The 24,903-nt window shown below is 58.6% G+C and carries 27 protein-coding genes; 11 read left to right on the top strand and 16 right to left on the bottom strand.

Annotated elements, in window-relative coordinates:
* Positions 1–121 precede the first annotated feature (121 nt).
* Entirely contained in the window at positions 122–982 is an 861-nt protein-coding gene (locus AB4Z19_RS05340; protein ID WP_442024737.1) for a GIN domain-containing protein, read from the top strand.
* Here the strand turns inward: AB4Z19_RS05340 and AB4Z19_RS05335 are convergent, their stop codons facing one another.
* From AB4Z19_RS05335 to AB4Z19_RS05315, 5 genes are all read right to left on the bottom strand, one after another.
* The gene (locus AB4Z19_RS05335) at positions 983–3,301 is read right to left on the bottom strand and encodes a gluconolaconase (RefSeq protein ID WP_442034548.1); all 2,319 of its coding nucleotides are present in this window, start codon (positions 3,299–3,301) and stop codon (positions 983–985) included.
* 209 nt (positions 3,302–3,510) lie between these two features.
* A complete protein-coding gene (locus tag AB4Z19_RS05330; RefSeq protein WP_442034547.1) occupies positions 3,511–5,748 on the bottom strand; it encodes a carboxy terminal-processing peptidase in 2,238 nt (745 codons plus the stop codon).
* Between the two features lie 122 nt (positions 5,749–5,870).
* Positions 5,871–6,389 (bottom strand): hypothetical protein, encoded by a 519-nt coding sequence (locus AB4Z19_RS05325; RefSeq protein WP_442024731.1) that lies wholly within the window; start codon positions 6,387–6,389, stop codon positions 5,871–5,873.
* A gap of 73 nt (positions 6,390–6,462) precedes the next feature.
* Complete coding sequence (locus AB4Z19_RS05320) at positions 6,463–8,595, bottom strand: molybdopterin cofactor-binding domain-containing protein (protein ID WP_442024729.1); 2,133 nt, start codon at positions 8,593–8,595, stop codon at positions 6,463–6,465.
* An 11-nt stretch (positions 8,596–8,606) separates the two neighbouring features.
* On the bottom strand, positions 8,607–9,065 hold the full coding sequence (locus AB4Z19_RS05315) for a (2Fe-2S)-binding protein (protein ID WP_442034545.1): 459 nt from the start codon (positions 9,063–9,065) through the stop codon (positions 8,607–8,609).
* Between the two features lie 117 nt (positions 9,066–9,182).
* Between AB4Z19_RS05315 and AB4Z19_RS05310 the strand changes: the two genes are divergently transcribed.
* The 3 genes from AB4Z19_RS05310 (at position 9,183) to AB4Z19_RS05300 (ending at position 11,024) form a co-directional block, all read left to right on the top strand.
* Positions 9,183–9,527 (top strand): helix-turn-helix transcriptional regulator, encoded by a 345-nt coding sequence (locus AB4Z19_RS05310; protein WP_442024725.1) that lies wholly within the window; start codon positions 9,183–9,185, stop codon positions 9,525–9,527.
* Positions 9,528–9,613: 86 nt separating this feature from the next.
* Positions 9,614–10,441, top strand: coding sequence for a hypothetical protein (locus AB4Z19_RS05305; RefSeq protein ID WP_442024723.1), 828 nt, complete (start codon positions 9,614–9,616; stop codon positions 10,439–10,441).
* Positions 10,442–10,556: 115 nt separating this feature from the next.
* On the top strand, positions 10,557–11,024 hold the full coding sequence (locus AB4Z19_RS05300) for a YaiI/YqxD family protein (RefSeq protein WP_442034923.1): 468 nt from the start codon (positions 10,557–10,559) through the stop codon (positions 11,022–11,024).
* Positions 11,025–11,043: 19 nt separating this feature from the next.
* On the opposite strand, the gene AB4Z19_RS05295 is transcribed toward AB4Z19_RS05300, so the two are convergent.
* On the bottom strand, positions 11,044–11,448 hold the full coding sequence (locus AB4Z19_RS05295; RefSeq protein WP_442029062.1) for a carboxymuconolactone decarboxylase family protein: 405 nt from the start codon (positions 11,446–11,448) through the stop codon (positions 11,044–11,046).
* Positions 11,449–11,559: 111 nt separating this feature from the next.
* Here AB4Z19_RS05295 and AB4Z19_RS05290 point away from each other — a divergent pair, with 111 nt between their 5' ends.
* Together AB4Z19_RS05290 and AB4Z19_RS05285 are read left to right on the top strand one after the other, a co-directional pair.
* Positions 11,560–12,444 (top strand): LysR family transcriptional regulator, encoded by an 885-nt coding sequence (locus tag AB4Z19_RS05290; RefSeq protein ID WP_442029061.1) that lies wholly within the window; start codon positions 11,560–11,562, stop codon positions 12,442–12,444.
* Between the two features lie 126 nt (positions 12,445–12,570).
* Positions 12,571–13,731, top strand: a complete 1,161-nt coding sequence (locus AB4Z19_RS05285; RefSeq protein WP_442029060.1) for an IS30 family transposase — start codon at positions 12,571–12,573, stop codon at positions 13,729–13,731.
* A 588-nt stretch (positions 13,732–14,319) separates the two neighbouring features.
* Here the strand turns inward: AB4Z19_RS05285 and AB4Z19_RS05280 are convergent.
* From AB4Z19_RS05280 to AB4Z19_RS05255, 6 genes are all read right to left on the bottom strand, one after another.
* The gene (locus AB4Z19_RS05280; protein WP_442034543.1) at positions 14,320–14,853 is read right to left on the bottom strand and encodes a hypothetical protein; all 534 of its coding nucleotides are present in this window, start codon (positions 14,851–14,853) and stop codon (positions 14,320–14,322) included.
* A 52-nt stretch (positions 14,854–14,905) separates the two neighbouring features.
* A complete protein-coding gene (locus AB4Z19_RS05275) occupies positions 14,906–15,496 on the bottom strand; it encodes a hypothetical protein (RefSeq protein ID WP_442030055.1) in 591 nt (196 codons plus the stop codon).
* Between the two features lie 25 nt (positions 15,497–15,521).
* Entirely contained in the window at positions 15,522–15,839 is a 318-nt protein-coding gene (locus AB4Z19_RS05270; protein ID WP_442030053.1) for a hypothetical protein, read from the bottom strand.
* Positions 15,840–16,438: 599 nt separating this feature from the next.
* On the bottom strand, positions 16,439–16,918 hold the full coding sequence (locus AB4Z19_RS05265; RefSeq protein ID WP_442034541.1) for a WapI family immunity protein: 480 nt from the start codon (positions 16,916–16,918) through the stop codon (positions 16,439–16,441).
* Between the two features lie 481 nt (positions 16,919–17,399).
* Positions 17,400–17,882, bottom strand: a complete 483-nt coding sequence (locus tag AB4Z19_RS05260; protein WP_442028609.1) for a hypothetical protein — start codon at positions 17,880–17,882, stop codon at positions 17,400–17,402.
* A 78-nt stretch (positions 17,883–17,960) separates the two neighbouring features.
* On the bottom strand, positions 17,961–18,239 hold the full coding sequence (locus AB4Z19_RS05255) for a hypothetical protein (RefSeq protein WP_442028607.1): 279 nt from the start codon (positions 18,237–18,239) through the stop codon (positions 17,961–17,963).
* A 222-nt stretch (positions 18,240–18,461) separates the two neighbouring features.
* On the opposite strand from AB4Z19_RS05255, the gene AB4Z19_RS05250 reads away from it, so the two are divergent.
* Complete coding sequence (locus tag AB4Z19_RS05250) at positions 18,462–18,782, top strand: NINE protein (RefSeq protein WP_442028606.1); 321 nt, start codon at positions 18,462–18,464, stop codon at positions 18,780–18,782.
* On the opposite strand, the gene AB4Z19_RS05245 is transcribed toward AB4Z19_RS05250, so the two are convergent.
* Together AB4Z19_RS05245 and AB4Z19_RS05240 are read right to left on the bottom strand one after the other, a co-directional pair.
* On the bottom strand, positions 18,766–19,236 hold the full coding sequence (locus tag AB4Z19_RS05245) for a GNAT family N-acetyltransferase (protein ID WP_442028605.1): 471 nt from the start codon (positions 19,234–19,236) through the stop codon (positions 18,766–18,768). The two genes, AB4Z19_RS05250 and AB4Z19_RS05245, sit on opposite strands and share 17 nt — an antisense overlap.
* 67 nt (positions 19,237–19,303) lie before the next feature.
* A complete protein-coding gene (locus AB4Z19_RS05240; protein ID WP_442028604.1) occupies positions 19,304–19,963 on the bottom strand; it encodes a glutathione S-transferase family protein in 660 nt (219 codons plus the stop codon).
* A gap of 129 nt (positions 19,964–20,092) precedes the next feature.
* Here AB4Z19_RS05240 and AB4Z19_RS05235 point away from each other — a divergent pair, with 129 nt between their 5' ends.
* Both AB4Z19_RS05235 and map read left to right on the top strand, forming a co-directional pair.
* Positions 20,093–20,302, top strand: a complete 210-nt coding sequence (locus AB4Z19_RS05235; RefSeq protein WP_442034539.1) for a ParD-like family protein — start codon at positions 20,093–20,095, stop codon at positions 20,300–20,302.
* Positions 20,299–21,060, top strand: coding sequence for a type I methionyl aminopeptidase (gene map / locus AB4Z19_RS05230; protein ID WP_442026042.1), 762 nt, complete (start codon positions 20,299–20,301; stop codon positions 21,058–21,060). The genes AB4Z19_RS05235 and map overlap by 4 nt, the downstream gene beginning before the upstream one ends.
* Here the strand turns inward: map and AB4Z19_RS05225 are convergent.
* The gene (locus AB4Z19_RS05225) at positions 21,057–21,506 is read right to left on the bottom strand and encodes a hypothetical protein (protein ID WP_442026041.1); all 450 of its coding nucleotides are present in this window, start codon (positions 21,504–21,506) and stop codon (positions 21,057–21,059) included. The genes map and AB4Z19_RS05225 overlap by 4 nt on opposite strands.
* 58 nt (positions 21,507–21,564) lie before the next feature.
* Entirely contained in the window at positions 21,565–22,119 is a 555-nt protein-coding gene (locus tag AB4Z19_RS05220) for a thymidine kinase (RefSeq protein ID WP_442026040.1), read from the bottom strand.
* Between the two features lie 201 nt (positions 22,120–22,320).
* Between AB4Z19_RS05220 and AB4Z19_RS05215 the strand changes: the two genes are divergently transcribed.
* Positions 22,321–23,697: a pyridoxal-phosphate dependent enzyme gene (locus AB4Z19_RS05215; RefSeq protein ID WP_442026039.1), complete on the top strand. Its 1,377-nt coding sequence runs from the start codon at positions 22,321–22,323 to the stop codon at positions 23,695–23,697.
* Entirely contained in the window at positions 23,694–24,881 is a 1,188-nt protein-coding gene (locus tag AB4Z19_RS05210; protein WP_442026038.1) for a trans-sulfuration enzyme family protein, read from the top strand. The genes AB4Z19_RS05215 and AB4Z19_RS05210 overlap by 4 nt, the downstream gene beginning before the upstream one ends.
* Positions 24,882–24,903 lie beyond the last annotated feature (22 nt).

The following is a 24,903-nucleotide window of genomic DNA, read 5'->3' as shown; positions in this document are numbered from 1 at the left end:
CATGTTCAATGTTTTTCTGCAGTTCGCCCCCTCATAACGACCGTTCGTCGCAATTCCCCCGCACAACAGGCAACAGCTCATTAGCATTCCTATATCTCAACCTGGATAACAAGGAATAAAAATGCGCCTGACCCTGACTTTTGCTGCCGTCCTCGCCCTCGCCGGCTGCGTAATCGTGGTGCCCGACGGTAAAGCCGACTATCGCTGGTCTTCCAGCTCATCCATTCAGGGCAATGGTTCCAGCGCTACCGAAACGCGTAGCGCGAACAGTGTCGTGGCCGTGCGTATCGAGAACCGCCGCCGCGTCGACATGGAAGTGGACGTGCGTGTGGGCGGCGCCTCCACGCTGACCGTGGAAGGCGACAGCAATCTGCTGCCTTATGTGCATACCGATCTCGATGGCGACACCCTGCGCATCTCGACCGATGAAGACCTGCGTAGCGGTGCGCCGATCCGCGTGCTGCTGACCGTGCCGCGCCTGCGCGAGCTGGCCTCCACCGGCTCGGTGCAGGTGGATGTGAATGGCTTGAATGGCGGGGCGCTGCGTGTGTCGCACACGGGCTCAGGCCGGGTGGCGATGCACGGCCGGCTGGATGACCTGAACCTCGATCACACCGGCTCCGGTTCCTTCAGCGGCGATGGCCTGGAGTCGCGTACCGCGAACGTGAATATGGTGGGCTCGGGCCGCATCGATCTGGGTACGCTGCGCGGCGATGCGCTGCGCGTGAACAGCACGGGTTCGGGCGGTTTCTATGCACGCGGCGCGGTTCATCGTCTGGATGTGCAGACCCAGGGTTCGGGCGGCGTGTATCTGTCCGAACTGCATGCGGAGGTGGCGAATCTGTCCAGCTCCGGTTCGGGCGGCATTACGGCCTGGGTGTCGCAGAAAGTCGATGCGCATGGCAACGGCTCGGGCGGCATCCAGGTGTCCGGCAATCCCGCGCAGCGCAATGTGTCCGGACGCCGCACTACTATCCAGTAATCACTCGATCGTCAGCTGCAGATCGCGCCCCGATTTCGCGGTATTGCCCGCGAAATCGGCGGCGTAAATACGCAGCGTGTAATCGCCCGGCTTCAGATCGGCCACCTTCCACACGCCCGGCGTGACTTCGCCGTTGATCAKCGTGCTGTTCAGTGCATACGCGAAGTGCGTGGCCTTGCTGCCATATACGGTGATGCCGCTGTTCGGCGCGTACACGACTTTTACCGCTTCACGATCACGGGGCAGCTTGTTGTAGGTCTGCGTGATGACCGGCTTTTCGAAGCCTTTCAGCGGTTTGTCGTCTTGCAGGATCTGGTAGCCAAGCTGGTACAGGCCCAGGCGGCGTCGAGCCTGGTTGCCGTCCATCTGGTCGAAGGCGTCCACCACCACGGTCACTGCGCCCAGTGAGCGCGCCACGTGCAGACGCTGGCCTTTCTTCTGCGGCAAACGCTTTTCCTGCGGGTCGAGCAGCGTGATGCTGTTGATCTCCGGCGCGATGGTGTCTTGGATGCCGGGGAATGGCAGCGTGAGCGGATTGATTAACATGCCGCGCTCGAAGTAGTCGAGGTGCACGTGCGCCATCTTGTTGACGGTGCCCAGCGTGTCGCCCACCGCGAACCTTGTGCCGCGCTGCACGCGCACCCGCTCGGGTTTGCCATGCTCGTCTTTCAGCAGCTGGAATCTGGCGTCCAGCGGTTTGTCTTTGGCGTTGCGGCCGACGCGCATGTGGATGTAGTCCACTGTACCGAGGTTGATGCCTTCACCTGTGCTGCCGAAAGCCCAGTTGGCCAGAGGGTCGATGACCTTGGCATTTTCGATCACGTGCACCGGCGTGCCGATCGGCGCTTGCACGTCAAGGCCGGCATGGAAGTGATCGCGATTTTCACCGTCATAGCTTCCCCTCACCTCGCCCATCAGACCCACCACCTCATGCGGCTCATCCTGCGGCATCACCGGCCAGGGCATCATCTTGCGGCCCGTGGCTGCACGCGGAACCGCGCCTGCAGCAGCAGGCATCGCCCCCGCGGCGTCCGACGCAGCCATCTGAGCGCCGCCACTTGCGAGCCCCGCGCCAACCGTTGCCGCATTGGCCGTACTAATCGCGCCTCCCTGGGGGTGTGCACCGCTCTGCGCGGCGCCCGGAGCGGCGCCGACTGCACCGGAAGTGTTACCGTCGGCTGGGCCGCTAGTCGGCGCTGCGCCGGTTTGCGCCGCGTTCGCGGCGGGCGCGAGCGGCGTTTCTTGCGACAGGCGAACGATGCGCTGGGCGGTGGCATCGGTGACGATCACGCTGCCGTCGCGCGCGACAGCGAGGCCGCGGGGTCCGAACAAGTGCACGTTGCCTTCGGCGCCGATGGCCGGATTCGGCGCGTGGTCGGCATCAGTCAGCGCGGCCAGTTCGCCGGAAGGCGTCAGCTGCAGCACGCGTCCCTTCGCATTGGTTGCTATATACAGATAGCCATCCTGGGTCGCCGACAATGCCACGGGACGGCGCAAGATCGCATTGCGTTCCTCATCCGGTGCCGAAGCAATCGTAGTCACCGCGCCGTCCGCGCCAACGCGGCGCAAGGCATGGTTACGGGCGTCGGCCACCACAATCGTGCCATCCTTCATGACCGCAATCCCGGTCGGCGTATCGAAGAGCGCCGCCGCGCCGACGCCATCGGCAAAGCCCGGCAGGCGGCCGCCAACCAGCGTGGACACCGTCCCGTCCGGCAAAATCTTGCGCACGCGGTCATTATAGGTATCGGCCACATACACCACGCCTTCCACATCCACCGCCACGCCAACCGGACCATTGAACTGCGCCTGCGCGCCCTTGCCGTCCGCCGCGCCAGCAACACCACTACCAGCCAGGGTGGTCACCGTACCATCCGGCGCAACTTTGCGGATTGCGTGATTGCCCGTATCGGCCACATACAAATTCCCCTTGCGGTCCAGCGCCAGGCCGGAAGGCGTATTGAACGACACCTGCGCGCCAACGCCATCCTTGAAACCCTCGGCACCACCTGCCAGCACATGCCGGCTGCCGTCCGCCGCCAGCACGATGATGCGATTGCTGTCGCCGCCGTCGGCCACAAACACATTGCCTTTCTCATCGACCGCCACGCCATAAGGATCGGCCAGGCCATCCTCGGCCACGGTGCGCACGTGAGCCGCCCAGAACTTCTGCGTCACCGCCACGGCAGGCTTAAACAGCTTCGGCACTTCCACCGGACGCGGTCCGCCCGGCTTCGCCGCATACCATACGTAGCCACCACCGGCAGCCGCCACTACCGCGGCTATCGCGGCCAATTTCAATGTTGTCGAATTACGCATGACAGCATTGTACCGTCCGCTATCAGTGTCACCAAAGGCGCCTTCGCCCCGGCAAGGGGCAGGGATAAAAAAAAAGCCCGCTCAGGGAGCGGGCTGAATCTATTCCTTGGAGGAGAATAGAGGAGACAGGTGCAATTATGCTGCGCCGCGGCATATATGTCTAGTTTTTTGTAGGAATACTAGATATAAGTACCGCGAATGTCTCCTCGTCACTTATCAGTGGCGTACGGCAATACTCGGGATGCCATGCGCGTGTCCGTTTTCAGCAAGCCAACTTCGTCCGCCAGAATGTGGACGGACTCGTTCAGCAGCACGTCTTTTGCATTTTTGGCAGCTTTCTCGGCATCCAGCTCATCGGACAGCTTGCGCTCATCCGCCTGCAAGCCGTCATCCGTGCGGATCGCGCCCTTCACCGACTGCGCTTGGCGCTGAGCCGCACGCGGATTGGCCGGCTTGGCCGAAATCGCCTTGTTCAGCGCATCTTTCGGATCAGGCACGGTCACCGGATCGTCCGGCGATGGGCCTGCTGCCAGACGCTGCTCGCGCAGCTTGGCACGCGCTTCCTGCTGGTCGCGTTCCTTGCGGCGGGCCGTTTCGTTCAGCGAGATCAGGTTTTCCTTGCGCTGCTTCTTCACGTAGGCGATGTCTTCCAGCAGGTACTGGAAGTCCTTGTCCTTCGACACACGGGCTTCGTGCTTCTTGTCCAGCAGCGGAATCACTTCCTTCAGCTCGCCCGCCGGAATGTAGACGGCTGGCTTGATCTGGGTGTACGGCAGCGCATTGTCGTAGCTGGACTCGCCGAAGGATTCCGCATCGCTGACGTAAGGCAGCTTGATGTCCGGCGTCACGCCGCGCAACTGGGTGGTGCCGCCGTTGATACGGAAGAACTGGGCGATCGTCATCTTCAGCTCGCCGTAGCGGGCTTTATCGGATTGGCCGAAGCGGTCCAGGTTCACCAGGGTCTGCACGGTGCCCTTGCCGAAGCTGGGCTCACCGATGATCAGACCACGGCCGTAATCCTGGATTGCAGCGGCAAAGATCTCGGATGCAGAAGCCGAACCGCGGTTGATCAGCACGCCGACCGGACCGTCCCAGGCCAGGCCCGGCACGTTGTCGCTTTCGACCTCGACCTTGCCTTCGGCATTGCGCTGCTGCACCACCGGGCCGCGATCGATGAACAGGCCGGTCAGTTCGACCGCCTCGTTCAGCGAACCGCCGCCGTTATTGCGCAGGTCGATCAGCACGCTCTCAACCTTGTCCTTCTTCATCTCGCCCAGCAGACGGGCTACGTCGCGGGTCGCGCTCTTGAATTCCTTGTCGCCTTTGCGGCGCGCTTCGAAGTCCTGGTAGAAGGTCGGCAGCGAGATCACACCGATGCGATGCTTGGCTACGCCATCCTTCACTTCCATGATGGTCTTCTTGGCGGACTGCTCTTCCATGCTGATTTTCTTGCGGATCAGCGGCAGCACGAACGGCTTGCCGTCCGGACCGGCATCGGCAGGCAGTACCTGCAGGCGCACCGTGGAGTCCTTGGCGCCACGGATCTGCGCCACGACATCGTCGATACGCCAGCCCAGCACGTCGGTGAACGGGCCGGACTCGCCCTGGCCCACGCCAATGATGCGGTCGCCGACCTTCAGTTTGCCCGACAGGCCCGCCGGGCTGCCCGGCACGATTTCGCGGATCACGGTGTATTCGTCACGCGGCTGCAGCACGGCGCCAATGCCTTCCAGCGACAGGCGCATCGCGATATCAAAGTTCTCGGAAGCGCGCGGGCCGAGGTAGTTGGTGTGCGGCTCGATCGACATCGCATACGCGTTCATGAAGATCTGGAACACGTCTTCGTTGTTCAGCTTCTTGGAACGGGTGACGTAGTTCTCGTAGCGCTTGTCCAGCGTTTCGCGGATGGCCTTGTCGTCCTTGCCGGCCAGCTTCAGGCGCAGCCAGTCGTTCTTCACGCGCTTGCGCCACAGATCCTTGATCTCGGCTTCGTTCTTTGGCCATTCGGCTTTTTCGCGGTCGAACTGATAGCTCTCGTCGACGGTGAAGTCAAATTTGGTCTTGAGCAGTTCACGTGCATAAGCCATGCGCTCAACGAAGTGCTGCTGGTACACGTTATACATCTGGAACGGGATGGTCAGATTCTCGCTGACGATGGCGTCATCCAGCTTGGTGCGGTAAGGCGCGAACTGGTCGATATCGGCCTGAGTCAGGAACAGCTTTTCGCCGTCCAGCGACTTCAGATAGCGGTCGAAGATTTTCTCCGACATCGCATCGTCCAGAGGCGTTGCCTTGTAGTGGTAGCGCGGCAGCACACGGGATGCCCACAGGGCAGCTTGCCCTTGTTGGGCGGCGGGCTTGATCGGCGTGTCTGCCGTCTTGTCCTGCGCCGCATAAGCGGACGCGATTGCGAGGGACATGATGGCCAACAGCATTTGCTTCTTCATCGGCTTGCTCCGAACGTATATACAAAAAGATGCCACGAGGGGCTTCATCTTTATTCTACATGATGAAACGCAGGAATACCCCGTACAGAGCAGCAGTTTCCGGGTTTTACCTTAGGGCCGTCTTAAAGCCACCATAGTAAAGCGGCAATGATGACAAGATAGGGCCAGGAGCGCAGTGCAATCTTCCAGTCCACCGCGGATGGCCAGCAGGCCAGGAATTGCGGCGCCACCAGCAGCGCCAGCAGCATGTCGAGCGGCTCGAAATGCCAGCCGGGCCGGGTGCGCAGCACGGCCACCCAAACCGGCAATGCCGCAATCAGGAAAGGCGCCAGGGCGGCCGGGGCCGCGTTATACCAGCGCACGCGGGTCAGCGACACGGAACCCAGTTCCCAGCCCCGTCCTACCCGTCTTGGAATGATGGTGAAAGCCGCCGGCCTGGCGCCGGTCAGCAAACCGACCAGGAAATGCGCGAACTCATGGCAGATGGTGCCAGCCAGCCGGAACAGGAAGAAGACGGGATGGACTGCGGAGAGACGGCGGATCACCAGTGCCAGCGCGAACGACGGCACCAGGTACAGCAGCACATCGCGCTGCCCGCATAGCCAGGCAGGCGCGAGGCTGGTGCACTCGACCATTGCCATTCAATTACCTCCCCAACAGACCCGCTTGAATATTGGGGAGGATTATAACGCCGCCCCGCGGGACGGCAATGCCCTAAGTACGCTTGAGCTGGTCCGCCTCAAACGGCGTGCGGCGCAGGCGCTTGCCGGTCGCTGCAAACACCGCATTGGCCAATGCCGGCTGGATAACCGCAGTCCCCAGTTCGCCCATGCCGCCAGGCGATTCGGTACTTGGCACCACATGGACTTCCATCGGCGGCGCCTCGTTCATGCGCAGGATCTGGTAATCGTGGAAATTGCTCTGCATGATGCGGCCGTTTTCCAGCGTCAGCTTGCCGTACAGGGCCGCGGTGAGGCCGTAGACATGGCCGCTCTCGGTCTGCGCCAGCACGCCGTCCGGGTGAATGACCTGTCCACAATCGACCGCCGTGGTCACCTTTTTCAGCTTGATCTGGCCGTCCGCATTCACCGCACATTCGACCACCGAGCATGCCCAGCTGCCCCAGGCCTGGCACACCGCCAGACCCATGCCGCTGCCAGGCTCCATCTTCTTGCCCCAGCCCGCCTTTTGCGTGGCCAGGTTCAGCACGGCGAGCGCGCGCGGGTTCTTGGTCAACAAGGCCTGACGGAAGCTGAGCGGGTCCTGATTGGCCGCCAGCGCCGCCTCATCGATAAAGCTTTCGATCACGAAGGTATTGTGGGTCGGTCCAACGCCGCGCCAGAAACCGGTCGGCACGGCCGTTTCAACGGGTTGATATTCGATGTGGCGGTGCTCAAAGCCATAGGGGCTTTCCGAAGCGTCGATGGCATCGGTGTCGATGCCATTCGCCATCCAGGCCGGCGCATAGCGTGCTTCAATCGCTGAGCCGACCAGGCGGTGACGGAAGCCCACCGGCTTGCCTTGCGCGTCGAAGGCCATCGACAGCTCGTCGCGATAGAACGGACGGTAGTAGTCGTGGGCCATGTCTTCTTCGCGGCTCCAGATCAGCTTGACCGGGAAATCGACCTGCCTGGCAATCTGGGCGGCCTGAACGATGTAATCGACATCCAGCCTGCGTCCGAAGCCGCCGCCCAGCAGGAAGTTATTGATCGTCACCTGTTTCGGCTCCACGTTCAGGGCCTTGGCGACGAAGAGCTGGGCGCGTTCGGGCGTTTGCGTGCCGGTCCAGATATCGACCTTGCCGTTCTTTACCAGCGCCGTGCAGTTCATCGGCTCCATCGTGGCGTGCGCCAGGAACGGCGCGAAGTAAACCGCGTCCACCGTCTTGCCGGCTGCGGCGGCTTTTCCAAAGTCGCCTTCGTTGACGTGCATGAGGCCTTTCTTGCGCGCGGTTTCTTCCAGCACTTTTTCCCATTCCGCGTTGTTGAACTTGGCGTTCGGGCCTTCATCCCACGTGATTTCGAGCGCAGCCAGGCCTTTGCGCGCGGCGCCGTTGTGGTCGGCGATCACGGCGACGGCGTCGTCCAGCTTGACCACTTTACGGACGCCTTTCACGGCCAGCGCCTTGCTGTCGTTGACCGAGGCCAGCTTGCCGCCAAACACAGGGCAGGCTTTGACCGCAGCGATCTTCATGTTGGGCACTTGCGCATCGATGCCGAACTTGGCCGTGCCATTGCACTTGGGCGGCACGTCCAGGCGTTTGGCGGGTTTGCCGATGTGGGTGAAGTTTGCGGTCTTCAGCGGCACATCTTTCGGCACCGTCACGCCGGCCGCCTTTGCGGCGAGTGCACCGTAGGCCAGCTTGCGCCCGCTGGGCGTGTGCACCACTTCGCCGTTCGCCGCCTTGCAGGTGTCAGGCGACACCTTCCATTGGTCGGCGGCGGCCTGCACCAGCATCACGCGCGCCGTCGCGCCCGCCTCGCGCAAAGGCTTCCAGGCAGCGCGTACGCTGGCTGACGCGCCGGTCAGCTGCACGCCGAACATGCCGTGCTTGTAGGCCGGATCGGCAGGCGCGTGTGCCCAGTCGATCTTGTTCAGGTCCACTTCCAGCTCATCGGCAAGGATGATGGGAATCGAAGTGTAAGTGCCCTGCCCCATTTCCACATACGGCATGGTCATGGTCACCCGTCCGTTCGGATGGACGGTGATGAAGGCGTTGGGCTTGAAATCGGCCGCCACCGCGCGGGCGTCCGGAAGATAGAAGGACAGCACCAGGCCACCGGCGGCGCCCAGGCTGGCTTGCATGAAGTGGCGGCGGGATGCGCTGAATTCAGTCGGAGCATTCATTCTGTTCCTCCTTAAGCGGCGCCTGAGGCGGTCTTGATGGCAGCGCGAATGCGCGAATAGGTGCCGCAGCGGCAGATATTGCCGGACATCGCGTTCTCGATGTCCTCATCCGATGGCTTGGGATTGGAGGCCAGGAGCGCGGTCGCGCTCATGATCTGGCCGGACTGGCAGTAGCCGCATTGCGGCACGTCATGCGCCACCCAGGCTTGCTGCACCCGCTTGCCGACGGCCGTATTGCTGATCGCCTCAATCGTGGTGATCTTGCCTTTGCCGATCGACTCGACCGGCGTGCTACAGGATCGGATCGGCTGGCCATTGAGGTGCAYGGTGCAGGCGCCGCACAGCGCCATGCCGCAGCCGAACTTGGTGCCCGTCATGTGCAGGACGTCTCGCAGCACCCACAACAGCGGGGTGTCGCCGTCGACATCGACAGTCTGGGGTTTGCCATTGATATTCAGGACGTAGCTCATCGATGATCCCCTTCATCTTTTGGTTGTGTGTCCATTGATTATCTTTCCTGAACCCAAAGTCGAGTGGTACTCTATTGCTTACTTCTGGCACTTCCTTGCTGCAAGGAGATCGTTTCCATGGCTTACGCCCACCCGCACCGCCTGGCCCCGCGCGCATTGCTTCGTATCAAGGAATTTATCGATGCGCATTTGCATGAAGAGATCGATTTATCGACCCTGGCGGGACTGGCCAACGTAAGCCGCTTCCACTTCGCGCGCCTGTTCCGCGCCACGGTCGGTGTGAGCGCCATGACGTATGTGGAGCAATGCAGGATGGAGCGCGCGCAGGCACTGATTCTCGCAGGCGAGCTGCAGCTGGCCCAGGTGGCGTCGCTGGTCGGCTACGATGACCCGAGCTACTTCACCCGCCGCTTCCGCCACCGCTGCGGACAGACGCCATCGGCCTGGGCGCGCGCGCACTGACGATACAAACCGATAACAATTTTCAGTCAATGTTCTCCGCGACCGGGGCTAAGCTTTAGCTAGCCACTGACCAGAGGAGAAGAATAATGCGTGCCCTCGCCTTTTCCCTCACCGCATTAGTGTCCCTGTCCGCGCTTGCCGCCGAGCCTTTGCCGCGCAAGTTCGGCATCATGTCCCTGTCCGGCGACAGCATTTCCACGTACAACGCCATTACGCAGTCCGGTACCCGTGTCGGACAGCTGCGGCGCAATCTGATCCCGCTGAATAACACAGCGTTTGACGATATCACCGTGCAGGCGGCAAACAAGGCGGTGCAGCAAGTAGAACCCGCCACGCCCACCGCAATGCTCTTGACGCTCGACGGCAAGCTCTATCAGGCCCAGAACGCCATGTTCGACAATCCCTCAGCCAACAAGGCTGAGTTGGAATACCTTCAAAGCCTGCTGGCCGAGCGCGGCATCAGCCACCTGATCCTCGTTTCCAAACTCAACGCAGAATCTGAAGTGCGCTTGAATCGGTCAACCGAGGAACGCGGTCGCATCGAAGGCCTGGGCTTCTATCTCGACAACGGCATCCGCATCAAAGACGACGAGTCTCGCCAGTCCGGCCACGGAGTCATCGCGCCCTTCGCCTACGTCAAACTACGCCTGATTGATGCCTCCAGCATGCAGGTGATCAAGGAAGTCATCCAGAAGCAAAGCAGCACCATCGGCAACCTGCGCGGCGAAAGCGGCCTGTATGCCTGGAACGTCCTCAGCGCCGGGGAGAAGGTCAGCTACATGGAAACCCTGCTGAATGCCGCCATGACGAAAGGCGTACCTCAACTGCTCGGAGCAACCCGCGCGTCGGCCGACAGCGCGCAATTGCGGTGCAAGGGCAGCATCTACGACAAGCCGCTGATTTCATCGCGTTAGACACTAAGGCACCCTTTTCGACGTGCCGGTCACGTCTACGCCCTTTCGACGTTACGACGACGTGAGGGACATCCCGGCTAAAATGTAGGCCTGTTTATCAAGTCGAATGTTCACCATGCACATCTGGGTCGACGCGGACGCCTGCCCCGCCGTCATCAAGGAAATTTTGTTCCGCGTAGCAGAGCGATTGCAGCTTAGCGTGACCCTGGTAGCAAACCAGCTAATGCGCGTCCCGGGCTCGCGCTATGTCCGTGCCCTCCAGGTCCCGGCAGGTGCAGACGCCGCCGACGCCGAAATCGTTGCACGTGTCAGCCCCGGCGATATTGTCGTGACCGGAGACATCCCGCTGGCTTCTCTGGTGCTCGAAAAGGGTGGCCTACCCCTCAATCCTCGTGGCGAGTGGTACACCAAGGATACGATTGCTCAACAACTGACCATGCGGGCGTTCATGGAAGAGCTGCGCGGTGCCGGCGTTGATACTGGCGGCCCGGCAGCCTTCAGCCACGGCGACCGCCAAAATTTCGCCAATGCGCTTGATCGGGTACTTGCCCGGCGGGCAAAGGGTAGTTTCTCAGACCAGTGAATGGCCTGCCCCGGTGGTATCAGCGCCCAATGCCCTCGTTTGCATCGGCCCCCGCGAACACATCCTTCAAATACACCAGCGAATTCCGTACCGCAGGCCCGCCTGCGTAAAACACCAGTTGGAGAATAGTTTCGACGATTTGCTCCCTGGTCGCGCCGACCTTGAGCGCAGCTTCCGCGTGAGCGCGCAGCTGAGGTAAGGCATGTCCCAGCGTCACACAGGATGCGACCAGGATCAGTTCGCGCGTCTTCAGGTCCAGGCCGGGGCGATCCATGATCGTGCCGATGGCCCAGTCAATCGACATGTCCGCAAACGGCGGGCAAATTTCCTGCATTTCGGCGACCATTGCAGCGCCGGCATGGGAGCCGTGAAGTTGGTCGAGCAATTCGAGGCCACGGCGGCGAAGAGGACTGACGTTTGACATCTTGCTTCTCCTTGATCTGACTGCGTCAATTACGCATGGCCCCAGTATCGCAATGAATCCCCAATTGATAAACTAGCACCCAGTGATAACACTTAAAACCAAGGGTGCGTAATGCTTGATCGTTTCACCAGCATGTCGGTGTTCGTCGCCGCGGTGGATTTGCGCAGTTTCACCGAGGCCGCGCGAGCCTTCGGCATCTCGGCCACCATGGTCGGCAAGCATGTGCGCTTCCTCGAAGAGCGTGTCGGCGCCCGCTTGCTGAACCGGACCACGCGCCAGCAATCGCTCACCGAAGTGGGCCAGATTTATTACCACCGCTGTAAGCAGTTGCTGGCTGACGCCGCAGCGGCCGACGCCTGCGCCGACGAAATGCGCGCCGCCCCGCGCGGCTTGCTCCGAGTCCACGCCCCGGTGTCGTTTGGCAGCGCGCGCCTGGCGACCGCCATGGCGAACTATCTGCGGCAACATCCCCAAGTCGAATTGGACCTGACGTTATCGGACCAGGTAGTCGATTTGGTGGAATCGGGTTACGAAGCCGCAATCCGGATTGGCACCCTGCCCGACTCCGGACTCATAGCCAAAACCCTCGCCCCATATGAAATGTGGCTGTGCGCCGCGCCCGCTTATCTGGAATCCAGAGGAAAACCGGAAAGCTTGCAGGATTTAACGGCGCACGAATGTCTGGGATTTGCGTATTGGGGCAAAAAGAATGTCTGGCGGTTGCGCCGTGGAGGACAAACCGAGCAAGTACACGTGAAAGGCCAAATGACTACCAACAACGGTCAAGCGCTTCGAATGGCCGCGCTCGCTGGCCTTGGCATCATCATGCAGCCGGCGGTGCTGGTCGGCGACGATGTGATGGCAGGACGGCTAGTGCGCGTTTTGTCAGACTACGACACGCCAGCACGCCCCATGCACCTGGTCTACCTCGCAGATCGACGGCCTTCCCCAAAACTAGCCAGCTTTATCGAGTTCATCGTTACAACTTTCGCATAAGCGCGACGACGATTCGGGCGACTGTTTCAACCACTATATAGTTAGAGCATGAGAAGCCCGCTGTCGCCTGCGGATTCAACCGATCGACGCAACACTATAAACTGCTTTGGCAGGAGGAGTGTTGCGATGAAAAACAAGCCCCGGATTCATTACACTGAAAGCCAGAGAGCAATGATGTGGGAGCGCTGGCGGCAAGGTGATTCTCTCCAGCATATCGCTCAAATGTTTGGCCGAAGTCACTCATCGGTACAGGGTATTCTGGCCGTCACCGGTGGCATTCGCCCAGCTGAACGGTGCCGCTCCCGGTTGGCACTGACCTCATCCGAACGAGAAGAGATATCACGTTCCTTGGTGGCGGGCGCATCCCTTCGGTCCATCGCGGCTTTTCTTGGCAGAGCACCTTCGACGATCAGTCGGGAAATCAAACGTAACGGTGGGCAGGCATGCTATCGCGCGCATCAAGCCGACAGGTGTGCCTGGGACCGAGCAAGGTGTCCGAAGCGCTGTAGACTGGCAGTGAACTTGGAGCTGGCTAACATTGTGGCCGAGAAACTCCAACTGCAGTGGTCTCCCGAGCAAATTGCCGGTTGGCTCAAGCACACTTACCCTGGCGATGAGGCGCATCAAGTGTCACACGAGACAATCTACCGCAGCCTCTATATCCAAGCTCGTGGCGCCTTGAAGAAGGAACTGCTTGAGCATTTGCGACGCACCAGGGCCATGCGCCGCTCTCGCCATCACACCATGAAGACTGAGGATCACGGCCGGATCAGCGATGCGGTGTCAATTAGTGAACGCCCAGCCACAGCGGAAGATCGAGCCGTGCCTGGGCATTGGGAAGGCGACCTGCTATTCGGCAGCCATAACAGCCAGATCGTCACATTGGTTGAGCGCAAAACGCGCTATGTGATGCTGGTGAAAGTCACGGGCAAAGATACTGAAACCGTTGTGAATGCCTTGATCCAGCACGCCATGAAGCTGCCACAGGAACTCTACAAGTCGCTGACGTGGGATCGAGGTAAGGAGTTAGCTGATCACAAGCGCTTCAAACTGGCCACCGACATTCAAGTCTATTTTTGCGACCCGCAGAATCCTTGGCAGCGTGGATCAAACGAGAATACTAATGGCCTGCTGAGGCAGTATTTCCCTAAGGGCTTGGATCTGTCGAATTACTCTCAGGGGCAACTGGATGCCGTGGCTAATCGCCTAAACGAACGGCCGCGAAAAACGCTAGACTACGAAACGCCGGCTCAACGATTTCACCAGTGTGTTGCGTCGACCGGTTGAATCCGCACCCCTTTGCGGACCTTCGCATACATTAGTCTTGTCCCCCAGTAAAAGCTCAGCCATTGGTGCTAAGTGGGCCACGCCCAACTAACTCGACGACTGAATATCTATCTAAAGGTGGTAGTCGGATTTGTCTGGTCTCCGGCGATATAGCCACTGCACGGCATTGACATCCCATGGTATAAGAACATGCCGTCGGAACTAGTTCCCTGCAACCATGGCAAAGAATATACCAACCTCTGCGTGGAATGAATCCGTCTTCGAAATCAAAACCCAGAAATCTAATTTCCGCCTCGGTCTGGACTGATGCTTCATTCAAAACTTGAATTGTATTTTTACGATATTTTCGGTTTAGTTGATATTCCGTTTGAAGATTACTGACCCAGTTCGGATGGCCGACAGGCCAAGGGTTGCGTGCAGCAAGTTGCTCTCGGACTTCGTCAGAGCTTTCCTGTACCAGTTGTTTTCCGATTTTCTTCAAGTCGCGGCGACGTGCACTATCCATACTTAGGCTATTGGAAAGAAATTTTTATCCAGCTTTTTTGTGAAAGGCGGCTTCTGGCCGTATCCGGCAAGATCCATAGTTTGCTACTTCCCTAGGATCGGGCTAAAACGAATGTCTCGAATTGATTGCTCAAGAAAAGACAGGTCCAAAGCTGTGCGCTTTGACTGCTCCTGGGAACTCAAAATCGAGTAACTAAAACTTGCGATGCGAACATGGTCAGGTTCAACAACGCTTGCCACCGACCACCAATAGATCGTGATGGGGGTGCCACGATCAACTTCCCTCGAAACGTGTTTAGCTATCGCTGCCCCAGTTGGCAATGACTCTACATCCGAATCGCCAGTTTTTAAAAGCACTGAGGCGCTATCGGCCGAGGTCACGGGGTGCGGTGATTTAGCCGTGATAACATCCAGTCGTAGCGTGCCTGTATCATCTCCGGGAGCATAAAAAACTCCGCCCCCTTCTGGCTCATACTCCTCAACCCAAGCCCCCGGCAAAGCGAACACTACCAGTCCTCCACGGTAATTTATCTGCTTTGGCGGTGACTGCAACTCCTGAGCCGCTACCGAGCTCTTAAAACTAAATAATGCCGCTATGCCAGCGATGAGCTTGCGCATGAAGTACCTTAAAAATTTTGATAGACCGCTTTTGGCCGTCACAAGTCATCGGCTAATTTACATGACACCTACCATCCGGATGTCTCTTGTTTTCCTCAGGGTCAAGCAAATCAATGAAGCAAAACCTGAACATTTTGTAGCGTCTGCCGTCGAACTTCAATAACTTATCTGAATAATGCCCTGCTGTGCCGCTAGGCATTCTGAGGTCTCGAAGTCCATGCGTCTTTGTGTTCAACAGGACCACTCCTTGTCCTCCATCGTACAACACGATTCGATAACGATTCTTTTCGTTTTTTAATATCCAGATTTTCGCTGTGTTCGCACCCCAGGCGCATCCATCAGCTGTCTTTGCAATCCAGTCAAGCTTTTGACCGTTTCCCTTAAGGTCCACCGCACTCCCGACGAACTTCCCGTCTGCACATTCTTTGTAGTCTGTATGCTTGAGGTACATACGCAAGACTTCCTCTACTCCGGATGGCACGGGGCGCAGGTTATCATCCTCAATGCCGAAAATATCCACTGCCAGAGCGGGACGCATTGCAGCAAAGGCGACGAGAGATAGCGTTAGTAACCGTCTTTTAATCAAAATCCACATTTTTTTAGAATTATCATATGACGTTTGAATGGCGGCTGATGGCCGCATGCCGTCCTGGGGTTCGCGTAATCGGTCAACCGAACAATTGCTGCTCTAGCGTTGACGCGTCGGAGTCAAAAGATTCAGCTTGCCGCAAATACTGGCGAAGATCTTGACCGAGAAACGGATCTGGATCTAAGGCAGCCAATCTCAGCAAATTTAATATACGGCTCTTCGAGGGATTTCGGCGCAGCCACCAATGAAAAGCTCCATTCCTGTCATGTTCCGCACCAAACTCATGACCCGGCTGATACCCGGAAGCCTGAATAGAAAATAGCTCGTCGGGATACATATCGAAGTCGATCCATTCTCTTGGAAACTTCATCAATTTCAGAAAATCAAGTTTTGTCATGGCCGGACCTTGTGTTTTACTAGCGGCAGCATCTGGCCGCGGACTGCCGGATTCGTCGCCGTCAATGGTGCTGTGAAGGGCCTGTCGAAGACGGGGTGGCAGCAGACAAAATTTCCTCGCTTGTCCAATTCCGTGATACCCAAATCATGAGTGCAGCGCCAGACAAATGCCACCATTCCATCCCTCGATGTCGACGGTGACTCGAGAGATAATCAGATGCAACCCACCAGGCAATCCGTTGGCCCGGAGTCGTCCTTGGTTCTTCTTTACCTACTACCAGCGCGACAACATACGAATAAGGGTTCATTTTATCGATGCGAGGCTCGCCAACACCACCTGCACGCCTCCAAACAATTGCCTCCTGCTCCTTTGTGACAAGTTGCTGTGGTTTTTGCGGCAGGCCCTCGACACCGCTTAAACCCAACCAATATAGGCCCAGCGGCATCGCCAAAAATAGCGCAACGGTAATGCAGAAGGCTATCGACATGATCAAGCGAAATCGACGCATAACTCCTAATTTTTTAGTCCCGCGTTTGTCGGATACGCTGCTCGGCGACTGCTGCTGGCCGGATACGGAAGACCGCCGAAGTGTAAGGTCATCAACTTGCAATAGGCCGGACCTTCATCCCAGGATCGCGGATGGGGTACCTTTCAAGAATGACTTGGCACGAGTTGATGATTGCTGGCAGATACGACTGATCGATTTCATCCTCGTATTCGTGTGTCTCTTTATTGTGATCGGGGGTAACCGAAAGGCTGACGCCAATGTGGCCTCGAGCGGAGGCCGAAAACTCCACCGAAATATACGGCTCCATACATTTAAGTTCAGCTTTGCCGCTTAAAGACGAATACAACTTCTCACAACCAGCTAAAAAACCGCCAACTTCGTCAGTGCGAAGACAAGAATTATTCTGAATTCGAACGGCAGAATGAGAGTAGTTGCAATAGGCTGTCACGCGGAGCCAGTTCCCATCCCAATAGTCGGGCGCGTCAGGAAACTGGCGCCCATGGATCCAAAGTCGCAGTCCACATATCGACAGGTCCGGCTCACCCAACTGCTCTAGTTCAAGAAAGTTCATGTCTCCGAGTATAAGCCTTTTGAAGTTCGGCGAGGCGCCCGCAATTTAAATTAACAAAGGGCTGCTAATGGCCGCTTACAGTCTCACGGGTCGCCATAGCAAAAGAACTCGCCCAAGCATAGCCAGAACAAGTCCCAGAATAAAATTAAAGAGCGGCGCGGCGATCAAGACCTCGCCGTGACTAACATTAACATGATGACCTGTGGCATCAAGTACCCACAGCACCCCATAGTAAAGCAAAAATCCTGAAATCACTCCCGCTAGAACGGACGCCGCGACAAAACGACTCGCAAAGACTTTCTTATTGCCACCACTCTTAATAGCTCTGCGCGATAAGAACAACGCTACCAGCACGAACCCGGCAGTGGCGCCAAACGTACAGTAATAAATTAAGTCTGACATATCCAAAATTTGGCTAACTGTCTACGCGGCAAGGGCCGCTTGTGGCCGTTCTCGACCATACCATAAAGCACTAACAATGCTAGAAGTCCGGAACAATGCTCTCACGCATATACGAACCAAACCAGCGTCCAACCGGATACGGCGGCATCGTCCCTAGTTTTTGCAAGCTGCTCAGATGATGACTAAGGCAGTTGACTGAGCCGGAAACCGCATTTCTTGAACAACCTTCGATTCGGCAAATTGAGGCAGTATCCGTGAACGCGCCCCGCATCAGGAAATCATGCATGAGAGCGGTGAAGATTAGGAGGTCGTCCGGTTGCACATAGACCTCTGATTCCCAGTCAGTGGACTCAGCGGGCGGCACCTTGAATAGATATTCGTCGTTGCCCCAATTCCACGCTCGACTACATTGCCAGAGCTGACCGCATGCCGCGCAATGATAGAGCTTGTGCTCACCGTCCGCATGCTTAGAAATGAGGGTTAACGACTTCTTCAATTCACGACTGTCTTTGATTCTTTTCGTTATAGCTGCGCGAAAAAGCTCTAAATCTTTGAACTGCACACACAAGCACATTATGACAATCCTAGATACGTTTTGAACGGCGGCTTATGGCCGTTCTCCCTCACGTGGACGGTGACGTTAACGAGGTTCATCAATAGGTAGAATTCCCTTGATGGCGAGCTCCAGCTCATCGTCAAGGATTTCAGTTTCATCCGTGAAGCCCGACGCGATCCGCCGTTGCGCCTCGGGCACCACTAACCCCAATGCAATTTGCTGACGAATAAAGGTAGCCAACACGAAATTAGAAATTTCACCAACTGGTACCAACCAATTTTCGCGACAACGCTCAAAGAGACTCGAGTTGAAGCACGGCTCAATCCAAGGGCCAACGATATCTGCAACTGCTCTTTTTTCCATTTAAATCCACGTCATGTCAGTGACAAGGTCTCAGATGGCCGCTATTGGCCGGATACTGCCGGTGACTGATGAGCATGTCATTTCAGCAGGCCCCTTCGCCAACACATGCTACTAGAAAATTACCGATTGGTATCAAGTTTTTACATTGTGATAATTGGATAGTTTCCCTGAATTTAGAGCTGTTATGATTTTGAAATAACACCTACTGAAGGGATGTTGAGCATGAACACTGCGGTGAATTCGCAAATGGTTTTCTGTCGCGCTTGTGGTGCGCAGATGCATGTCAGCGCGCACGCTTGCCCGAGCTGCGGCGCGTCACAGGCGGCAAGCGAGTCGCAGAAGCGTATTCTTCCCGCGGCAATCCTGTGCTTCTTCCTGGGATTCCTGGGCGTTCACCGCTTCTATGTCGGAAAAGTCGGTACCGGCATTCTCCAGCTACTGACACTCGGTGGTTTTGGCATCTGGGCGCTGGTCGACTTTATTATGATTGTGGTCGGCTCTTTCCGTGACAATGACGGAAACCTCATCAATCAGTGGACTTGAGTTTAAAACCCTCGTGACTTGCGACAAAGCCCAGCCGCGTGTAAAAGCGGTGGGCTTCTGTCCTGCTCTTATCACTGGTCAACTGGATCAAAGCGCACTGGCGTTCGCGCGCCAGCGCAATCGCCTCGCTGATCAACCAGCTGCCTATCCCCTGTCCGCGCAAGCTGCTGTCAACGCGGACCGCCTCAATATTCGCCCGTAGCGCCCCGCGCCGGCTCAGGCCCGGAATGAAAGTCAGCTGCAGCATTGCTATGATGCGTCCCTCCAATTCGCCGATCAACAGGTATTGATTCGGATCGCTATCGATAGCGTGGAAGGCCCGAACGTAACAGGCATCGCTGCTGCCGACAGCCTCACGATTTTTGCCAAGGTCGTCATCGGCCAACAGCTCCAGCAACCGAGGCAAATCGCCAGATGTGGCGCGGCGGGTGCTCAACTTCGCGTAGTCAATCATTGATGGGGCTCGCCGTCTTTGTGAATATGATGGGCATTGTAGGCCGCTTGCCGGATTACGTGAATTGTCACGCAGCAGGTGAACTCGTCTTAAAGACCGCGAGCTGGGCCTCGAATGCGCGTTTGTAGGCCGGTCGGGCTTCGCCCCTGGTCACGTAGGCGGCGAGGTTTGGGTGCTCCGCCACCAAACCTGAGCCGGTTGCCGTCAATCGGATCAGTACCGAAATCATGAGCAAATCGGCGGCGCTAAACTGGCCGTCGAGCCATTCAGCATTGCCCAGATAGGCGGAAAGCTGCTTCAACCGCTCGCGGATGCGGTCTTCGACCGTGGGCAGGCGCTGCTGATACCAGCTTTCCTTGTTCTCGAACAGCACGCAATTTTGGCGCTCGACGATCGGCTGCTCCATCGTATTAAGCGCGGCAAACATCCAGGTAATGGCGCGCATCCGGGCGTTGGCATCGGAGGGCAGCAGGCCCTTGTGCTGCTCGGCGATGTGGAAAATGATCGCTCCCGATTCGAAAATGGCGAGGCCGTCTTGCTCGTAAGTGGGAATCTGGCCAAACGGGCTCAGCGCCAGGTGCGCGGGCTGCTTCATCGCTGCAAACGAGAGCAGACGCACGTCATAGGGCTGCCCTACCTCCTCCAGTGCCCAGCGGACGCGCATATCACGTGCCAAGCCGCGGCCGCGGTCGGGGGAGGATTCGAATGCGGTAATGGTGGGGTTCATGGAATCTCCTGTTGGTTGATACTGACACGACGCATGGCCAAGCCGGAAATCGACACATTCTCCGGCCACTTGCACAAGCGCACGGCTGAATATATGATTCGTATACGTTTCATATATTCAGGAAAACTCATGGGCATTGTGAACATCGACGACGAACTGCACGACCAGATCCGCAAGGCGAGCGCGGTTTCGTGCCGCTCGATTAACGCGCAGGCGGCGTTCTGGATCAAGATGGGCATGCTGTGCGAAATGAATCCTACGCTGACGTTCAATGAAATCGTCGCGCGGGAGTTGCGCGCTGCGGGCGTCGAGCCGCCTGCGGCGATGGCGGCATCATGACCAAGCGGCCCGAAGAAATCGCCTTGATGGCGGAGTCCGGTAGGCTGCTGGCAAGCGTATTTGGCCGCCTCGATGCGCTAAGCCTGATCGGCATGTCGACCATGCAGGTCAACGATCTGGTGGACAGCTTCATCGTGAACGAACTCGAGGCGCGCCCTGCCAGCAAGGGGCAGTACGGCTTTGCCTATGCGCTGAACTCCTCGCGCAATAACGTGGTTTGCCATGGCGTGCCGTCCGAGTCCGATATCTTGCAGGACGGCGATATAGTGAACTTCGATATCACGCTGGAGAAGAATGGCTTTATCGCGGACTCCAGCAAAACCTATCTTGTCGGCGCCGTCTCACCTTCCGCCCGGCGGCTGGTGCAGGTGACGTATGAGGCCATGTGGCGCGGCATCCACGCAGTCCGTCCCGGTGCGCGGCTGGGAGATGTGGGCCATGCAATCGAGCGCCATGCCAAACGCAGCGGCTATTCTGTCGTACGGGACTATTGCGGACACGGCATCGGCCGCGAAATGCATGAGCCGCCGCAAGTGCTGCATTGGGGACGCCCGCAAACAGGCCTGGTGCTACGTGAAGGCATGGCGTTCACCATCGAGCCGATGCTGAACGAAGGCCGCGATGCCGTGGAGACCGAAGAGGATGGCTGGACGGTCGTCACGCGCGACGGCAAACTGTCCGCGCAGTTCGAGCACACGGTGGCCGTCACGAAAAACGGTGTGCGCGTATTGACGCTGCGTCCTGAGGAACGCGCTTAAGCTTCAAGCAGGCTGCGGGTCTGTTCGAGCAGCGAACCAGCGACGTCCTTGCCGTACTTGGAATCGCGCATGGCCATATGCCACATGCCCAGTGCATGCTGGACCTGGGCTTCATCTTTCGCCATCTCGATGCGGCGCACCAGATCGGCGGCCAGCAGGCCGAGGTATTTCTCGGCACTTTGACGCATCAGGGACTTAGCCTCGGCCAGTTTTGGTTCGCGCTTCGGCACCAGCGCAGCCGGATCGGCGATGAAGCCAAGACTGAGCAATGCTTCCAGCGCCGGCACCAGCTCTTCCATCGGCAGCAGCGGCAGCAGCGCCGACAAAGGTTTGCGTCCGTCCAGCATGATCAGCAGGGTTCGCTGGCGCGCGGTCAGGCCCGCACGGCGCGCCTGCACCTCCTGCTGACCCGCAGGGGTTTTTGCATACAAAGCATCCGGTCGCATCGAGGCCCTCCCAGCATTACTGATCGGGCGATGCTACACGGCAATTATTACGTCTTTGTTACGAAGTATAGAAACAACGACCACATGCTTGTCGATAAGCTTCGTTTCCACCAATACTTATTTGCTCGCCTTCCCGGATGCGATTGCCCTGCTCGTCCACGCGGATATTCATGGTGGCTTTCTTGCCGCAAGTGCAGATGTTCTTGATTTCTTCGATGTCGTCCGCCAGGGCCAGCAGATAAGCTGAGCCTGGGAATGGTTCGCCGCGGAAGTCGGTACGCAGGCCATAGCAGATCACGGGAATGCCCTTGGTCTGCGCCAGCTGGTGCAATTGCACGACCTGGGCGGTGGACAGGAATTGCGCCTCGTCGATCAGCACGCAAGCTACCTTCTTCTCGATTTCGGCCAGGAAGTTGGTATTGGCGTCGAACAGTTCGGTCTCGCGTTGGGGACCGAGGCGGGACGTCACCTTGCCCACGCCGTAGCGGTTGTCGATGGCAGCCGTGAACAGACGCACGGCCTGGCCCTGCTCTTCGTAGTTATGAGCCACCTGCAGCATTGCAGTCGATTTGCCCGCGTTCATCGCGGAGTAGCGGAAGTAGAGTTTTGCCACAGCGGTGTTGTGTTTTAGTTAAGCCGGTCTCCGGCGGTACGCGATTATACAAAATGGCGCATACTCTGAGTGCATCCGGAATCCGCATAACTTAGTGCGAAAACATTCCTTCTTTGTTCAGCGAGCGCGTTCGACAATGCGCGCTTTTCAACAAAGGGCCGGCGACACAATCGCTTGCCCTGGCGACTGCAAGGAGTCAGCATGCAAAAAGAACGCACGGCCGCGCTCTACGGCCTGATCGGCAATACCCCCCTGGTCGAAGTTACCCGCCTCGATACCGGTCCCTGCCGCCTCTTCCTCAAACTCGAATCGCAGAACCCCGGCGGCTCCATCAAGGACCGCATAGGCATGTCCATCATCGAAGCCGCCGAGAACGACGGCCGCCTGAAACCGGGCGGCACCATCGTTGAAGCCACTGCCGGCAATACGGGCCTGGGCCTGGCGCTGGTCGGCCGCATCAAGGGCTACCGCGTGGTGCTGGTGGTGCCGGACAAGATGGCCACGGAAAAGGTGCTGCACCTGAAGGCGCTCGGCACGGAAGTGCATATGACGCGCTCCGATGTTGGCAAGGGCCACCCCGAGTATTACCAGGATTACGCGGCGCGGCTGGCAAGCGAGATCCCCGACGCCTTCTTTGCCGACCAGTTCAACAATCCCGCCAATCCGCTTGCGCACGAAACCACGACCGGCCCCGAGATCTGGGAACAGATGGGCCATGAGGTTGATGCGGTGGTCGTGGGCGTCGGCTCCGGCGGCACGTTGACCGGCCTGTCGCGCTACTTCAAGAAAGTGTCGCCATCCACGGAGTTCGTGCTGGCCGATCCCAAGGGTTCGATTCTGACCGAATACGTCAAGACGGGCCAGGTGTCCGACGTGACCGGCTCCTGGGCCGTGGAAGGCATCGGCGAGGACTTCATTCCAAACAACGCGACCATGAGCGCTTTCAAGCAGGCCTACACTATCACCGACCAGGAGAGTTTTGAAGCCGCCCGCACACTGGTGCAAGCCGAGGGTATTCTCGGCGGCTCCTCGACCGGTACGCTGCTGGCCGCTGCGCTGAAATACTGCCGCGAACAAAAGACCGCCAGACGCGTGGTGACGCTGGTGCCTGATACGGGCACGCGCTATCTGTCCAAGGTCTACAACGATGCCTGGATGTTCGACCAGGGCCTGATCCAGCGTCCTCGCCTCGGCGACCTGCGCGACCTGATCGGCCGCCGTTTCGAAAACGGTGATGTGGTCAGCGTGGCGCCGACCGACACGCTGCTGATCGCCTTCAACCGCATGCGCTCCGCCGATCTGGCCCAGTTGCCTGTAATCGAGAGCGGCCGCCTGACCGGCATCATCGACGAATCGGACATCCTGTTCAAGGTGGAGAAGGACGCCAGCCGCTTCACCGGCCCGGTCAGCGGCACCATGACCACCCGCATTGAAACGCTGGCGCCCGGCGACAGCATGGATGCGCTGCGCAGCACCCTTGACCGCGGCCTGACCGCCATCGTGGCTGAAGGTGATAAATTCTATGGACTGATTACCCGCTACGACCTCCTCAACCATCTGCGCAGGACTCTATCTTGAACGAGAAAAAATTCAAATCCCACCTGGCGACCCGCGTCATCCATGCAGGCCAATCTCCCGACCCGACGACCGGCGCCATCATGCCGCCGATCTACGCCACCTCGACCTTCGTGCAGCAAAGCCCAGGCGTCCACAAAGGCCTGGATTACGGCCGTTCGCACAATCCCACGCGCTGGGCGCTGGAGCGCTGCGTGGCGGACCTGGAAGGCGGCGCGCAGGGTTTCGCCTTTGCCTCCGGCCTCGCTGCGATTTCGAGCGTACTGGAAATCGCCGACTCGGGCTCGCACATCATTGCCGGCGACGATATGTACGGCGGCACTTTCCGCCTGTTCGAGCGCGTGCGCCGCCGCAGCGCGGGTCTGGATTTCAGCTATGTGGATCTGACCAATCCGGAGAACCTGCTGGCCGCAATTCGTCCCAACACGAAAATGGTTTGGGTCGAAACGCCGACCAATCCGATGCTGAAGCTGGCCGACCTGCGCCGCATTGCCCAGATCTGCCGTGAGCGTGGCATCATCGCGATTGCGGACAACACTTTCGCCAGCCCGATCGTCCAGCGCCCGCTGGAATTCGGCTTCGACATCGTGGTGCATTCCGCCACCAAATACCTGAACGGCCACTCCGACATCATCGGCGGCATCGCCGTGGTGGCCGGTGAAGAGCGCCAGTCGGCATGGCGCGAGCAGCTGGCCTTCCTGCAGAATTCCGTTGGCGCCATCGCTGGTCCGTTCGACAGCTTCCTCGCTCTGCGCGGCGTGAAGACACTGGCCATCCGCATGCAGCGCCACTGCGAAAGCGCGTTGCATATCGCTCGCTGGCTGGAGCAGCAGCCCAGGGTGCGCAAGGTGTTCTACCCCGGTCTGGAATCGCACCCGCAGCACGCGCTGGCCAAACAGCAGATGGACGGCTTCGGCGGCATCATCTCCATCGACCTCGATACCGACCTGGCTGGCGCGCGCCGCTTTCTGGAACGCTGCGAAGTGTTCGCGCTGGCCGAAAGCCTGGGCGGCGTGGAAAGCCTGATCGAGCATCCTGCCCTGATGACGCATGCCTCCATCCCCGCACCGCAGCGCGCCTTGCTGGGCATCGGCGACGGCCTGATTCGCCTTTCCGTCGGCATCGAAGCAGTGGAAGATCTTTTGCAGGATCTGCGAAATGCCCTCGATGCAATTGATGCAATCTGAGGTATAGTGGCCGGTCCGGCAG

It is taken from the genome of Pseudoduganella sp. RAF19, assembly GCF_052114165.1.
Classification (GTDB): domain Bacteria; phylum Pseudomonadota; class Gammaproteobacteria; order Burkholderiales; family Burkholderiaceae_D; genus Rugamonas.
Note: the sequence above shows the minus strand (reverse complement) of the source record. Positions and strands in the feature narration are given on the sequence as shown.